At 41.4% G+C, this 14,311-nt stretch carries 12 protein-coding genes and 1 pseudogene; 12 read left to right on the top strand and 1 reads right to left on the bottom strand.

Features of this window, described 5'->3' with window-relative positions:
* The first annotated feature begins 17 nt into the window (after window positions 1-17).
* The 5 genes from BKO01S_RS17125 to pyrG all read left to right on the top strand — a co-directional run bounded on the left by BKO01S_RS17125 (window position 18) and on the right by pyrG (window position 6,802).
* The gene (locus tag BKO01S_RS17125) at window positions 18-653 is read left to right on the top strand and encodes a TetR/AcrR family transcriptional regulator (protein WP_066056880.1); all 636 of its coding nucleotides are present in this window, start codon (window positions 18-20) and stop codon (window positions 651-653) included.
* The gene (icmF, locus tag BKO01S_RS17120; RefSeq protein WP_066056877.1) at window positions 650-3,916 is read left to right on the top strand and encodes a fused isobutyryl-CoA mutase/GTPase IcmF; all 3,267 of its coding nucleotides are present in this window, start codon (window positions 650-652) and stop codon (window positions 3,914-3,916) included. The genes BKO01S_RS17125 and icmF overlap by 4 nt, the downstream gene beginning before the upstream one ends.
* Before the next feature lie 154 nt (window positions 3,917-4,070).
* Window positions 4,071-4,247 (top strand): hypothetical protein, encoded by a 177-nt coding sequence (locus BKO01S_RS17115; protein WP_232311268.1) that lies wholly within the window; start codon window positions 4,071-4,073, stop codon window positions 4,245-4,247.
* 125 nt (window positions 4,248-4,372) lie between these two features.
* The gene (rpoE, locus tag BKO01S_RS17110; protein ID WP_066056871.1) at window positions 4,373-4,945 is read left to right on the top strand and encodes a DNA-directed RNA polymerase subunit delta; all 573 of its coding nucleotides are present in this window, start codon (window positions 4,373-4,375) and stop codon (window positions 4,943-4,945) included.
* A gap of 255 nt (window positions 4,946-5,200) precedes the next feature.
* A complete protein-coding gene (pyrG, locus tag BKO01S_RS17105; protein ID WP_066056868.1) occupies window positions 5,201-6,802 on the top strand; it encodes a CTP synthase in 1,602 nt (533 codons plus the stop codon).
* 191 nt (window positions 6,803-6,993) lie between these two features.
* Here the strand turns inward: pyrG and BKO01S_RS17100 are convergent, their stop codons facing one another.
* The gene (locus tag BKO01S_RS17100) at window positions 6,994-7,521 is read right to left on the bottom strand and encodes a DUF2529 domain-containing protein (RefSeq protein ID WP_066056865.1); all 528 of its coding nucleotides are present in this window, start codon (window positions 7,519-7,521) and stop codon (window positions 6,994-6,996) included.
* Window positions 7,522-7,717: 196 nt separating this feature from the next.
* On the opposite strand from BKO01S_RS17100, the pseudogene BKO01S_RS17095 reads away from it, so the two are divergent.
* From BKO01S_RS17095 to BKO01S_RS17065, 7 genes and pseudogenes are all read left to right on the top strand, one after another.
* Window positions 7,718-8,086 (top strand): annotated as a pseudogene (locus BKO01S_RS17095) (response regulator); the annotation flags it as partial.
* 244 nt (window positions 8,087-8,330) lie between these two features.
* Window positions 8,331-9,188, top strand: coding sequence for a class II fructose-bisphosphate aldolase (locus BKO01S_RS17090; protein WP_066056862.1), 858 nt, complete (start codon window positions 8,331-8,333; stop codon window positions 9,186-9,188).
* Between the two features lie 113 nt (window positions 9,189-9,301).
* Window positions 9,302-9,952 (top strand): fructose-6-phosphate aldolase, encoded by a 651-nt coding sequence (fsa, locus tag BKO01S_RS17085; RefSeq protein WP_066056859.1) that lies wholly within the window; start codon window positions 9,302-9,304, stop codon window positions 9,950-9,952.
* A gap of 237 nt (window positions 9,953-10,189) precedes the next feature.
* Window positions 10,190-11,476, top strand: a complete 1,287-nt coding sequence (gene murA / locus BKO01S_RS17080) for a UDP-N-acetylglucosamine 1-carboxyvinyltransferase (protein ID WP_066056855.1) — start codon at window positions 10,190-10,192, stop codon at window positions 11,474-11,476.
* 322 nt (window positions 11,477-11,798) lie between these two features.
* Window positions 11,799-13,067, top strand: a complete 1,269-nt coding sequence (gene rho, locus BKO01S_RS17075) for a transcription termination factor Rho (protein WP_066056852.1) — start codon at window positions 11,799-11,801, stop codon at window positions 13,065-13,067.
* Between the two features lie 128 nt (window positions 13,068-13,195).
* Complete coding sequence (gene rpmE / locus BKO01S_RS17070) at window positions 13,196-13,405, top strand: 50S ribosomal protein L31 (protein ID WP_066056850.1); 210 nt, start codon at window positions 13,196-13,198, stop codon at window positions 13,403-13,405.
* 138 nt (window positions 13,406-13,543) lie between these two features.
* Window positions 13,544-14,164 (top strand): thymidine kinase, encoded by a 621-nt coding sequence (locus tag BKO01S_RS17065; RefSeq protein WP_066056847.1) that lies wholly within the window; start codon window positions 13,544-13,546, stop codon window positions 14,162-14,164.
* The last annotated feature ends 147 nt before the right edge of the window (window positions 14,165-14,311 follow it).

Genomic DNA, 14,311 nt, shown 5'->3' with positions numbered 1-14,311 from the left:
AAGGGGTAGAGAAATCGATGAAAAAAAGAGAAGTTCATGCCTCTGTGAAGGATGAACAGCTCGTCGTGAAGAGGCGTGACCAGATGATCAAAGGGGCGGTTGCGCTTTTTAAAGAGAAGGGCTTTCATCGCACTACAACTAGAGAAATAGCGAAAGCATCCGGCTTTAGCATCGGTACCTTGTATGAGTATATTCGTACAAAGGAGGATGTGTTGTACCTAGTCTGTGATCATATATATGACGAGGTGCAGGAGCGGCTGCAGAAGGATTTGGATACGAAAAAGGGAACATTACAAAGCTTGGAGCGAGGGATTGCCAACTATTTTCGCGTGATGGATGAGCTTCAGTCAGAGGTGCTCGTCATGTACCAAGAGGCAAAATCACTGAACAAGGATGCCCTTCCATATGTACTAAGAAAGGAAATGGAAATGGTAGCTATGTTTGAGGATGTCATTGCCCGATGTGTGGAAAATGGCGAAATCAGTCTCAGTGAAAAACAAGTGAAAATGATTGCTCATAATATTTTTGTTCAAGGACAAATGTGGGGATTTAGACGCTGGGCACTCCAAAAGCTTTATACGCTTGAGGAGTACATCACCCTTCAAACAGAGCTATTGTTTTCAGGGATAACGAGGATGGGAGGAGAACGATGAGTACGAAACCAACGTATAGACATAAGCATCATATCCGATTTGTTACCGCATCAAGCTTGTTTGACGGTCATGATGCATCCATAAATATTATGAGAAGAATCCTCCAAGCAAGTGGGGCAGAAGTCATTCACTTGGGCCATAACCGCTCGGTTGAAGAAGTCGTGAATGCCGCCATTCAAGAGGATGTTCAGGGAATTGCTATATCCTCCTACCAAGGGGGACATGTGGAATATTTTAAATACATGTATGATCTCCTTAAGGAAAAGGGTGCCACTCATATCCGTATTTATGGTGGTGGTGGTGGGGTCATTATACCTCGTGAAATTAAGGAACTTCATCAGTATGGCATTGCTCGGATTTTCTCGCCCGAGGACGGAAGATTGCTTGGGCTGCAGGGAATGATTGATCTTATGTTAGAAGAATGCGATTATCCAACGATTACAGCTGAGGTAGATTCGTATCTTTCCCAGCTCGATAAGGGTGACATCATTGCCACATCGAAATTGATCACATTTGCTGAGCAGCAGGTCGGGACAAACAAAGAGAGTGCTGCAGCGGTAGAGACCGTGATGAATCAGGTGAAGGCATTGCAAAAGTCGGTTCCTGTCCTTGGAATTACTGGGACGGGTGGTGCGGGAAAAAGCTCATTAACGGACGAATTGATTCGTCGTTTTATTAATGAAGTACCCGACCAGAGGGTTGCGATACTCTCTGTGGACCCAACCAAGCAAAAAACGGGTGGAGCATTGCTGGGTGACAGAATTCGAATGAACGCCATTTTTTCTCCAAGAGTGTATATGCGAAGCCTAGCAACAAGGCAATCGAAGACGGAGCTATCACTTGCCATCCAGGATGCAATCTCAGTTGTCAAGGCAGCTGGTTTTGATCTAATCATCGTAGAAACGAGTGGAATTGGCCAAGGTGATGCGGAAATCGCGGAGATCTGTGATGTGTCCATGTATGTCATGACGAGCGAGTTTGGTGCGCCATCACAGCTGGAAAAAATAGATATGATTGATTATGCCGATTTAATCGTGATCAATAAGTTCGAACGAAAAGGGTCTGAAGATGCTCTTCGTCAGGTACAAAAGCAGTATCAACGCAGTCGAATGCTATTTGAAAAAGAGCTGGATGAAATGCCGGTGTACGGCACAATTGCCAGTCAGTTCAATGATTCAGGCACCAATGCGTTGTTTGCGGCATTGATTGAGACATTAAATGAAAAAGCGGGTACGACATTCTCGACTTCTTTTACAAAAAATGCTCGTGTTGAAAAGCAGAGTGTCATTATTCCGAATGATCGCCGCTACTATTTACGCGAAATTTCAGATACCGTTCGTGGGTATCATAAAAAAGCGGAGGAGCAGGCAAATCTTGCTCGCAAGCTTTTTCAAATAGAAGGAACGCTCGTTGCTATTGAAGAAACCAGCACGAAAGAAGAAGCAGTAAAAGCATTGGTGGAGCTTAAGTCTCAAGTAGAGGAGAAGCTTACTGCCGAAACCAAAAAGGTGTTATCTTCTTGGGAGGATAAACGAAAGCTTTATAGTTCGGATCGATTTATCACGAAAATTAGGGACAAGGAAATCGTAACGATTTTAAAAACAAAAAGCTTGGCTGGTTTATTGATTCCAAAGGTAGTCTTGCCGAAATATAAGGATTATGGAGAAATTATTCGCTGGGTATACAAAGAAAATGTGCCTGGAGAATTCCCATACACTGCCGGAGTGTTTCCGTTCAAGCGTGAGGGGGAGGACCCGAAGCGCCAGTTCGCAGGAGAAGGGACACCGGAACGGACCAACCGCCGCTTTCATTACCTCTCGAAGGATGACAATGCCAAACGCTTGAGCACCGCATTTGACTCGGTTACTTTATACGGCGAGGACCCAGATTATCGGCCAGATATTTACGGGAAGGTTGGGGAAAGTGGTGTAAGCGTTTGTACGTTAGATGATATGAAAAAGCTGTATGCTGGCTTTGATTTATGCCATCCATCAACATCTGTTTCCATGACGATTAATGGTCCAGCCCCCATTATTTTGGCGATGTTTATGAACACAGCGATTGAACAGCAAGTGGATAAAAAGGAACACGAGCTAGGTCGACCACTTACGCTGGAGGAATGGTCAAACGTTAAGGCTGCCACTCTCTCAACGGTAAGGGGCACAGTCCAAGCAGATATTTTAAAAGAAGATCAAGGTCAAAATACCTGTATTTTCTCAACTGAATTTGCGCTTCGAATGATGGGAGATATTCAGCAATACTTTATTGATTATAAGGTTCGTAACTATTATTCGGTTTCGATTTCTGGGTACCATATTGCTGAAGCGGGAGCCAATCCCATTTCTCAGCTTGCCTTTACGCTTGCAAACGGACTAACGTATGTTGAGTACTACTTAAGCCGTGGCATGCAGATTGATGATTTTGCTCCGAACCTTTCATTCTTTTTCTCTAATGGGTTGGATCCTGAATATACGGTAATTGGACGTGTCGCCCGACGTATTTGGGCAACGGTAATGAGAGAAAAGTACGGAGCGAATGAGCGAAGCCAGAAGCTGAAGTATCATGTTCAAACGAGTGGTCGCTCCCTTCATGCACAAGAAATTGATTTTAACGATATCAGAACCACGCTTCAGGCATTAATGGCTCTGCAGGATAACTGCAACTCGCTTCATACCAATGCGTACGACGAAGCGATCACCACCCCAACGGAAGAGTCGGTCCGTCGGGCGATGGCAATCCAAATGATTATTACAAAAGAGCATGGCTTATCGAAAAATGAAAATCCTCTTCAGGGCTCATTTATTGTTGAGGAGCTGACAGATTTAGTGGAGGAAATGGTTCTCCAGGAATTCGAGCGTTTGAATGACCGTGGGGGAGTGCTTGGTGCAATGGAAACCCAATACCAACGCGGAAAAATTCAAGACGAATCCATGTACTACGAAATGAAAAAACATACAGGCGAGCTGCCGATTATCGGTGTGAACACGTACTTGAATCCGAATCCTCCTTCAGAAGAAGATACAGACAATATGGAGCTAGCACGAGCAACAAAAGAGGAAAAAGAGCTTCAAATCCAGAATCTGCGTGAGTTTCAAGGGCGAAACAAAGATAAAATAACAACTGCTTTACAAAAATTAAAAGAAACAGCTGTCAACAATGGTAATATATTCGAGGAATTGATGGAAACAGTAAAAGTTGCAAGCCTCGGTCAGATTACCCGTGCGTTATATGAAGTGGGTGGGCAGTATAGAAGGAATATGTAAAGAGAAAAGCGGAAGCGAACCTTCCGCTTTTTCTCTTTACACTTTTTTTACAGAGACATTACCTAAATGGGCCTAATTTTTACTATAATAGAAGAAGGAAGAATGGTCTTTTTTCACACGAAGGACCTACCATTTATCATGGGATGTGAGATGTTTGAAGCAACTTCTTCGATTTATCGCTGTTATTCTTACAGTTGTTTCTGCTTTTTATCTTTACTCATTGCAGCTTGGTGCGATCCCTTTTTTTCTTATGTCCTTTTTCTTTTTCTATTTAGCGGTGAGGATCTTGGCAAGGGACAAAAAGAGGCAAAAAGAAGAGGGCAAGTACTAAAAAGTTTTGTATCGAATAGATAGAACTAGCATAAAGGTTCATATTTTGTTTATAATGAAGAATATGCAATAATTGTGTACATATTTTATTTGTCGTGGTTTACATAGTGAAAGGAAGTGCAAATATTGAGTTTGAATCAGATTACTCAAGAAGAATTGCAAGAAATGTCCTTAATGGAGATTGCGTTTGAATTGCTGAAGGAAAAGAAACAGCCAGTCTCTTTTAAAGAATTAATGGATGAAATTACAAAGCTACGTGGATTAACAGAAGATGAAGTGAGAGCGAGAATTGCTCAATTTTATACAGATTTAAATATAGATGGTCGCTTTATGACGATTGGCGAAAACCGCTGGGGACTTCGCGTTTGGTATCCTGTTGACCAAACAGAAGAAGAACACGTAACAGCTGTGAAGCCGAAGAAGAAAAAAGCGAAGAAAGTTGTCGATGAGGACGAGGAACTTGACATTGAAGAGTATGACGAGTTAGAGGAAGAAGAGCTCGACTACGATGATGTGGATGATGACTTTGATGAAGATGACGATGATGATCTTCTTGAAGATGACGTTGATGAAGATTTAGAAGAAGATGATGAAGACCTTCTTGAAGATGACGAAGAGGAATTCGATCTTGACGAAGAAGAAGATGATGAAGACCTCGAAGATGACGATTTTGATGCAGAGGACGACGAGAATCTTTAAGTCGAATTTTGTAGGATCTCGACTTGACTTTTTACAGAGCTGTAGGTAGAATACTTTTTGGGCTCCTTAAAAAGGAACAATCGAAACGTAATTTCACGCTCCCCTTGCTATTTCTAGCAGGAGGGGCGTTTTTATTTTTTTATAGGCTCTTTTCGGAAGTGAAAATTAGTCTTCAAAAATCGTTTTATCCCCTTGCCAATGTAATGGATTGATATTTAAAAAATATGCACAAACTTAATTAGAGGGGGATTACAGATGACAAAGTATATTTTCGTTACAGGTGGAGTGGTTTCTTCATTAGGTAAAGGAATCACAGCAGCGTCTTTAGGGCGTTTATTAAAAAATCGTGGTTTAAGCGTTACAATCCAAAAATTCGATCCTTATATTAACGTGGATCCTGGGACAATGAGTCCATACCAGCACGGTGAGGTATTCGTAACAGGTGATGGAGCTGAAACGGATCTAGACTTAGGTCACTACGAGCGTTTTATCGACATTAACTTAACGAAGTTCAACAACGTTACTACAGGTAGAATCTATTCAACTGTATTGAAGAAAGAGCGCCGTGGCGACTACTTAGGTGGAACGGTTCAGGTTATCCCACATATCACAAACGAAATTAAAGAGCGTGTTTTCCGTGCAGGTCGTGAAACAGGTGCTGACGTTGTCATCACAGAGATCGGTGGAACGGTAGGGGATATCGAATCACTTCCATTCCTAGAAGCGATTCGCCAAATTAAGAGTGATATTGGCCGTGATAACGTGATGTACATCCACTGTACGCTAATTCCTTACATTAAAGCTGCGGGTGAAATGAAAACGAAGCCTACTCAGCACAGTGTAAAAGAGCTTCGTAGCTTAGGAATTCAGCCAAACATTATTGTTGTACGTACAGAAATGCCTGTATCACAGGACATGAAGGATAAAATTGCTTTATTCTGTGATATCGATCAGAAAGCAGTAATTGAGTGTCGAGATGCGGACACATTATATGCTGTTCCAATTGCCCTACAAGAACAAAATATGGATCAAATCGTATGTGATCACCTGAAGCTTCAAAGTCCAGATCCGGACATGACAGAGTGGTTAGCTTTACTTGATAAGGTTCGTAATCTTTCTAAAATTACTCGTATTGCACTTGTTGGAAAATACGTTGAGCTTCAAGATGCGTATATCTCAGTTGTGGAATCATTAAAGCACGCTGGCTTCGCATTTGATTCTGATATCGATATCAAGTGGATCAACGCGGAAGAAGTGAACGAAGAAAATGTACGCGAACTTCTTTCCGATGTAGATGGAATTTTAGTTCCTGGTGGATTCGGAGATCGCGGAGTAGAAGGGAAAATTACGACCATTAAGTTTGCTCGTGAAAACAAGGTGCCTTTCCTTGGAATTTGTCTTGGAATGCAGCTTGCTTCTGTTGAATTTGCACGTAATGTACTTGGACATAAAGATGCGAACTCTTCAGAAATTAACCCAGAAACTAATTATCCAATCATTGACCTTTTACCAGAGCAAAAGGATATCGAAGATCTTGGTGGAACGCTTCGCTTAGGTCTCTTCCCTTGTAAGCTTGAAGAAGGGACAAAAGCCTTTGCCGCTTACAATGATGAAGTCGTTTATGAGCGTCACCGTCACCGTTATGAGTTCAACAACCAGTTCCGTCAAGAAATGGAGAAAGCAGGCTTCATCTTCTCAGGAACTAGTCCAGATGGTCGCTTAGTGGAAATCATTGAGCTTGCAGACCACCCTTGGTTCGTTGCATCTCAGTTCCATCCAGAATTTATCTCTAGACCAACAAGACCACAACCATTGTTTAGAGATTTTGTTGAAGCATCATTAAAGTCTAGAAACTAATATAGATAGAGGGCCTCCCGGGTGGGGGGCTTTTTTTGTACATAAAAAATACCCCCAAAATAGGGAGCAAAACTGTCCAGCTCCAGCGACTAGCCCCTCGGGACATAAGCCACCCTACTACAGAAGGCAGGCCTTCTTGCGTCGTTCGTCTTATGCCTGTCGGGGCTGACCAAGTCGCTTACGCTTTTCTATCAGTATTCTTCCATAATCTCATCAATCGTGAATTTTAATCCATAATAAACATATAGAGCAGCCATGGATGCAGGGTACCCGTAGCGGTTTCCTTCTTCATCTGGCAGTAGTCCCTTTTTTAATTGAAGATCGATATGGACGTGTGCAAGATCATTCAGAGCGTCTCCCTCTCCCTCGTCTACAGTGGCCACCGATACAAACGGAATTCCTTTCTCTTCTAGAGCCTTCCCGATAGCGACTGCACTGGAATCGCGAATGGTTCTCGACATAATCAATACACGGTCAGCAACTGTCACCTGTTCGAGTTGTTGTAAACCATCAAGTACACGAGCACGCTGTAAAGGCTCCTTGCTGTGAACAGCCTCTGCTTGAACAGCAGTAAGTTCATTTTCAGCAAAGATAAATATATGGCCGTCTCCAATGAGTGCTTGGGCAAGAAGTCTGGCACCATCCTCTATGGAGAGGTCCTCCTTATCCTGGATTTTTTTAAATAATCCACTCAATTGGGTTGTGAACATTTTTAACATAAAAGGCCTCCAAATTTCAATATTCATATATTATAAAAGAAATGGACGAGGAAGGTAAAATCCCGAACTGTAAAAATTTATATGTTTTCATGTAAAATGTTTGCAGGAAAAATTACGTAGTGTATCGAACTACATGAAGGTGGATAGTCCTGATCATTCAAATACATAAAAAAATCCAGAAAAAGAGGTGGCTTTCATGAAAGGCAAAATATTAATAGTAGATGACCAATTTGGCATAAGAATTCTGTTAAATGAAGTGCTGCAAAAGGAAGGCTACGAAACATTTCAAGCGGCAAATGGGGTACAAGCACTGGAAATCGTGACAAAAAACCCTCCAGATCTTGTGTTACTAGATATGAAAATTCCTGGTATGGATGGAATTGAAATTTTAAAAAGAATGAAAGTAATCGAAAAGGATATTCGTGTCATCATTATGACTGCTTACGGTGAGCTAGATATGATTCAGGAAGCGAAGGATCTTGGAGCACTCACTCATTTTGCCAAGCCATTTGATATTGATGATATTCGTGCAGCAGTTAAGAAGTATTTACCAGTAAAAAATAGCTGTGTTCCATTGAAATTGGAAAAATCTTTAAATGATAGCGATTCCATTATATCTATTTTATGACATCCTATAAAAGTGGCCAAGATTGATAGCATTTCTATTTTTTATTTGGTATGATTACAAATGAATTTAGCGGATGATCAATCAAAGTCAGGATCTCAAATTACATAACGTTAATTGTTTAGGGAAAACTCTAAAAGGGAACCTGTCTATAAAAAGGTCATCATGAATAGGAGGAAGAAGAATGCCTTTAGTATCTATGACGGACATGCTCAAGAAAGCAAAAGCAGAAGGGTATGCAGTAGGACAATTCAACTTAAACAACCTGGAATTCACTCAAGCGATTTTACAAGCAGCTGAAGCTGAAAAATCTCCAGTAATCCTTGGGGTTTCTGAAGGTGCAGCTCGTTACATGGGCGGCTTCAAAACAGTTGTGAAAATGGTAGAAGGTCTTTTAGAAGACTACAAAATTACTGTACCTGTGGCTATCCACTTAGACCACGGTTCAAGCTTTGATAAATGTAAGGAAGCAATCGATGCTGGTTTTACATCAGTAATGATCGATGCATCTCACCATCCTTTCGAAGAAAACATTGAAACTACTACAAAAGTAGTTGAGTATGCTCACTCTAAAGGTGTATCTGTTGAAGCTGAACTTGGAACAGTTGGCGGACAAGAGGACGATATCATTGCTGAAGGTGTTATCTATGCTGACGTTCAAGAGTGTAAAGAACTAGTTTCTCGCACTGGTATCGACTGCTTAGCTCCAGCACTTGGTTCAGTTCACGGTCCTTACAAAGGTGAACCTAACCTAGGTTTCAAAGAAATGGAAGAAATCGGTGCAGCTACTGGTGTGCCATTAGTTCTACACGGTGGAACTGGAATCCCAACAGCTGACATCCAAAAGTCAATCTCTTTTGGAACAGCAAAAATTAATGTAAATACTGAGAACCAAATTGCTTCTGCAAGAACGGTTCGTGAAGTGTTAGCAGCAAAACCAGATGAATACGATCCACGTAAATACTTAGGACCAGCTCGCGATGCGATTAAAGAAACAGTTATCGGCAAAATGCGCGAATTCGGTTCTTCAAACAGAGCGTAATCGAATTTATTTGATTTATAAGTTGAAACCGCCTTTTTTGAAAAAGGGCGGTTTCAATTGTATTGATGTCATTTTAAAAAAATAGTCGAATTATGTAAGGGAGAGTGGAACAGATGAAATTTTTTATTGATACAGCAAACATGGAAGAGATTAGAGAAGCATATTCTATCGGAGTTGTTGCAGGGGTTACAACAAATCCATCATTAGTAGCAAAAGAAAAAAATGTTTCATTTGAAGACCGTCTTCGTGAGATCACGGCATTAGTTCCTGGTTCAGTTAGTGCAGAGGTCATCGCGCTTGATGCAGAAGGTATGATTCGTGAAGGTCGCGAGCTAGCTGCCATTGCTCCAAATATTACAATTAAAGTACCGATGACACCAGAAGGTTTAAAAGCGGTATCGACTTTTTCAAAAGAGGGCATCAAGTCAAACGTAACCTTAATTTTTAGTGCAAACCAAGCATTGCTAGCAGCAAGAGCTGGGGCTACATATGTATCTCCTTTTGTTGGTCGATTAGATGATATCGGTTACAATGGTCTTGATTTAATCTCAACAATCGCAGATATTTTCGCGGTTCATGGGTTAGAAACAGAAATTATTGCTGCTTCTATCCGTCACCCACAACACGTAACAGATGCAGCTCTGCGAGGGGCGCATATTGCTACTATTCCTTTTAAGGTTATTATGCAATTATTCAATCATCCACTTACAGACAAAGGGATCGAAGCCTTTTTAGCAGATTGGAAAAATAGAGAGAATCAATAACAGGACATTTTTCCTATTTATAACTTTTTTATAATTCCATACATGAAGTTTGAAATTTCGTGTAAACTATAAGTTAAGTTGGTATATGTCGTTTTTTGTACTTTTTTAGTGGTAAAATATACCGCGTATAGATTTTCCGAAAAAGCATATATGGAAAAATAAAAAAGATGAGCCAAATCAGTATAAGATATAACACGTATTCTGTGTGAATTGATATGGCTTAGAAGGGAGTCAACGATGGATAAGCTGATGATTGCCGGTGGAGACCCTTTAAAGGGAACCGTTCGTATAAGTGGTGCCAAAAACAGTGCAGTCGCACTCATTCCAGCGACCATTTTAGCCGATTCACCAGTAACGATTGAAGGATTACCAGATATTTCCGATGTGCAGATTCTACAAGGACTGCTCGAGGAAATTGGAGGAAAAGTCAATTTTTCAAACAATGAAATGTGGGTGGATCCTTCTGAAATGATCTCAATGCCTTTGCCAAATGGAAAGGTAAAGATGCTTCGTGCAAGCTATTACTTAATGGGTGCTATGCTTGGTCGTTTTAAAAAGGCAGTGATTGGATTACCTGGTGGCTGTCACTTAGGTCCAAGACCGATTGATCAACATATTAAAGGCTTTGAAGCACTAGGAGCAACCGTGACCAATGAACAAGGTGCAATCTATCTACGTGCGGACGAGCTTCGTGGGGCAAGAATTTATTTGGACGTTGTGAGTGTTGGAGCAACCATCAATATTATGCTTGCAGCTGTTCGTGCAAAAGGTCGTACAATCATTGAAAATGCGGCAAAAGAGCCGGAGATCATTGACGTAGCCACGTTGCTCACGAATATGGGAGCCAAAATCAAAGGAGCAGGAACAGACGTCATTCGTATTGATGGGGTGGACGAGCTTCATGGCTGCCAGCATACGATTATTCCTGACCGAATTGAGGCTGGTACCTATTTAATTCTGGGTGCGGCTGTTGGTGACGGATTGTTAATTGATAATATCATTCCTCAACACTTAGAGTCTTTGATTGCTAAACTTCGTGAAATGGGTGTACCGATTGAAACGAGCGATGACCAAGTATTTGTAGGAAAAGCTGAATCCTTTAAAGCGGTTGATATTAAAACATTGGTCTATCCTGGTTTTCCAACCGATTTACAGCAACCATTAACATCATTATTAACTAGCGCTGTTGGGACAAGCATGGTGACCGATACGATTTATGGAGCTCGCTTTAAGCATATCGATGAATTAAGACGAATGAATGCAAACATCAAAGTAGAAGGTCGTGCGGCGATTATTCATGGCCCAGTGAAATTACAGGGCGCCAAGGTGAAAGCGAGTGATTTACGTGCCGGAGCTGCTCTAGTCATTGCGGGGTTAATGGCAGAAGGCGTAACTGAGGTAACGGGGCTTGAGCATATCGACCGTGGCTACAGCCATCTTGTAGAAAAATTAAATGGGCTTGGCGCGACCATTTGGCGTGAAGCAATGACAAAAGAAGAGCTAGAACAACTGAAAAACGCTTAATAGAAAGCTATCAAAAAATTATAGATTACATGTAAAGAAGGCAGACCTGCTTTCGTCTGCCTTCTTTACAATTACCCTCCTTACTAACTTCCCATTAAAATAAAGTTGATTAATAATTAAAAAAAAGGGTAAAATAGAAATTGTTTTTTAAAAAGGCATTTTCATGTGTAAAAATAGACTTGTCTTTATAGAATATAACTTTCTTTATTTCTTCTTATACTTCTAGAAAGCCTCAAACATTCAATCCTTCCATCCAATTTTATCGAACAAAATCATAAAGCCTGTGGTGGAACAACTTATTATGTAAAAGAGTGGTGTACTAATGGAATTAACAATTTCAAGCCTGGAAAATATGAAGCTAAAAGAGCTTTATGAGCTGGCAAAGACATTTAAAGTGTCTTACTATAGCAAGCTAACAAAAAAAGAACTTATTTTTGCGATACTCAAAGCACGTGCGGAATCAGAGGGCTTTTTCTTTATGGAAGGTGTCCTTGAAATCATCCAGTCTGAAGGCTTCGGTTTCCTACGACCTATCAACTACTCCCCAAGTTCAGAGGACATTTATATTTCAGCCTCACAAATTAGACGATTTGACCTCCGAAATGGTGATAAAGTATCTGGTAAAGTACGTCCGCCTAAGGAAAACGAGCGTTATTTTGGACTTTTACAGGTAGGTGCAGTAAACGGAGATGATCCGGAATCAGCCAAGGAACGTGTTCATTTCCCTGCGTTGACGCCATTGTATCCTGACCGTCAAATGAAACTTGAAACGTCACCTAAGCACGTGAGCACGAGAATTATGGACCTTATTTCTCCAGTCGGTTTTGGCCAGCGTGGATTGATCGTTGCTCCTCCAAAAGCAGGGAAAACGATGCTATTAAAGCAAATTGCTAATAGCATTACAACGAATCATCCTGAAGCAGAGCTTATTGTTCTATTAATTGATGAGCGGCCGGAAGAAGTAACAGACATCGAGCGTTCGGTTGCTGGAGATGTGGTTAGTTCCACATTTGACGAAGTACCTGAAAATCATATTAAAGTAGCTGAGCTTGTACTAGAGCGTGCGATGCGTCTAGTCGAGCATAAGCGCGATGTAATCATCCTTATGGACAGTATTACTCGTCTGGCGCGTGCCTACAATCTCGTTATTCCTCCGAGTGGCCGTACGTTATCTGGGGGGATTGACCCTGCTGCCTTCCACCGTCCGAAGCGATTCTTCGGTGCAGCGCGTAACATCGAGGAAGGTGGAAGCTTAACAATTCTTGCAACGGCACTTGTGGATACAGGCTCTCGTATGGATGATGTAATCTATGAAGAATTTAAAGGAACAGGTAATATGGAGCTTCATCTGGATCGCGGTCTAGCTGAACGCCGTATTTTCCCTGCGATTGACATTCGCCGCTCTGGAACGCGTAAGGAAGAGTTGCTTATCCCGAAAGATCATTTGGATAAGCTATGGGCCATCCGTAAATCAATGTCAGATACACCTGACTTTGTTGATAAGTTTTTACGTAAGCTGAAGCAAACGAAATCGAATGAAGAATTCTTTGCTAAGCTAGATGAAGAAATAAAAGCAAAAAGGAATTCGTAGGTAAATAAAACCATGTTGCAAAACGAGTGCCTGCTTGTTATAATAACATCAGTGTGTTTTTCCATTACACCTTGTGTGTAAGAATAACTCTGTTTCGAACGACTCAGGGCAAAAGGAGATGAAAGGTAATGAGAGAAGGAATTCATCCTAACTATAAAAAAGTAACGGTATCTTGTGCATGTGGCAACACATTCGAAACTGGTTCAGTAAAGAAAGAACTTCGTATCGAAACTTGCTCAGAATGTCATCCATTCTACACAGGACGTCAAAAGTTTGCTGAAGCAGGCGGACGTGTTGACCGTTTCAACAAGAAGTACGGAATCAAAGCAAACCAATAATGAAAGAAACAGGCAAGAAGATTTCAACCCTTGCCTGTTTTTTTATGAAATTGAACGTACATAGGTAGTCAGCCGGGGATAATTTTCGTAAAACTGACTACTTTATAATAGAGAGCGAAGCGGAAGGAGAGGCCGTTTATGTATGTAATGAAGCATCATGGTTGGGTGGAAGTCATTTGTGGTAGCATGTTCTCAGGCAAGTCAGAGGAACTGATTCGCCGCGTGAGAAGAGCCCAATTTGCCAAACAAAACATTGCCGTTTTTAAACCGAAAATTGACAATAGATACAGCGATGAAGCTGTTGTCTCTCACAATGGTACATCGTTTATTGCGCGTCCAATCGCCCATTCAACAGAGATTTTTCAGCATATCGATCCTGAAGTTGATTTGATTGCTATTGATGAAGTGCAGTTTTTCGATGAAGAGGTAGTAAAAGTGATTCAACACTTAGCTGATAGCGGCCATCGCGTCGTCGTTGCTGGTCTAGATCAAGACTTCCGTGGCGAGCCATTTACTGTAATGCCTGCCTTAATGGCTATTGCAGAGCTAGTAACAAAGCTGCAGGCAGTATGTGCCGTTTGTGGATCCCCAGCAAGTCGTACACAACGTCTAATCAACGGAGAGCCAGCCTCTTACGATGACCCAATTATTCTAGTAGGTGCATCGGAAGCGTACGAACCACGCTGTCGTCATCACCACGAAGTTCCGAAATCACCAAACGTAATAGAACGAGCAGACTTTACACAGTCGAAGCTATAAATGATAGTATCCACCCTATATGTAGGGTGGATTTTTTGGTCTCGATACCTGTAGAGATGAAGATGAGGTTTGGAATGGTATGAGAGAAACAGTTTCAGTGCCCGTTGGGGAGAACGAGAGGATGGGATGGTAAGAGAGAAGGAGTCT

It is taken from the genome of Robertmurraya korlensis NBRC 107688, assembly GCF_001591645.1.
GTDB lineage: Bacteria > Bacillota > Bacilli > Bacillales > Cytobacillaceae > Robertmurraya_A.
This window is presented reverse-complemented; position numbering and strand designations above follow the sequence as displayed.

Bases quoted from the DNA above. Each gene is read 5' to 3' on its own strand.
- BKO01S_RS17125 (WP_066056880.1), top strand. From the start codon at position 18: ATGAAAAAAAGAGAAGTTCATGCCTCTGTGAAGGATGAACAGCTCGTC.
- icmF (WP_066056877.1), top strand. From the start codon at position 650: ATGAGTACGAAACCAACGTATAGACATAAGCATCATATCCGATTTGTT.
- pyrG (WP_066056868.1), top strand. From the start codon at position 5,201: ATGACAAAGTATATTTTCGTTACAGGTGGAGTGGTTTCTTCATTAGGT.
- BKO01S_RS17100 (WP_066056865.1), bottom strand. From the start codon at position 7,521: ATGTTAAAAATGTTCACAACCCAATTGAGTGGATTATTTAAAAAAATC.
- BKO01S_RS17090 (WP_066056862.1), top strand. From the start codon at position 8,331: ATGCCTTTAGTATCTATGACGGACATGCTCAAGAAAGCAAAAGCAGAA.
- fsa (WP_066056859.1), top strand. From the start codon at position 9,302: ATGAAATTTTTTATTGATACAGCAAACATGGAAGAGATTAGAGAAGCA.
- murA (WP_066056855.1), top strand. From the start codon at position 10,190: ATGGATAAGCTGATGATTGCCGGTGGAGACCCTTTAAAGGGAACCGTT.
- rho (WP_066056852.1), top strand. From the start codon at position 11,799: ATGGAATTAACAATTTCAAGCCTGGAAAATATGAAGCTAAAAGAGCTT.
- rpmE (WP_066056850.1), top strand. From the start codon at position 13,196: ATGAGAGAAGGAATTCATCCTAACTATAAAAAAGTAACGGTATCTTGT.
- BKO01S_RS17065 (WP_066056847.1), top strand. From the start codon at position 13,544: ATGTATGTAATGAAGCATCATGGTTGGGTGGAAGTCATTTGTGGTAGC.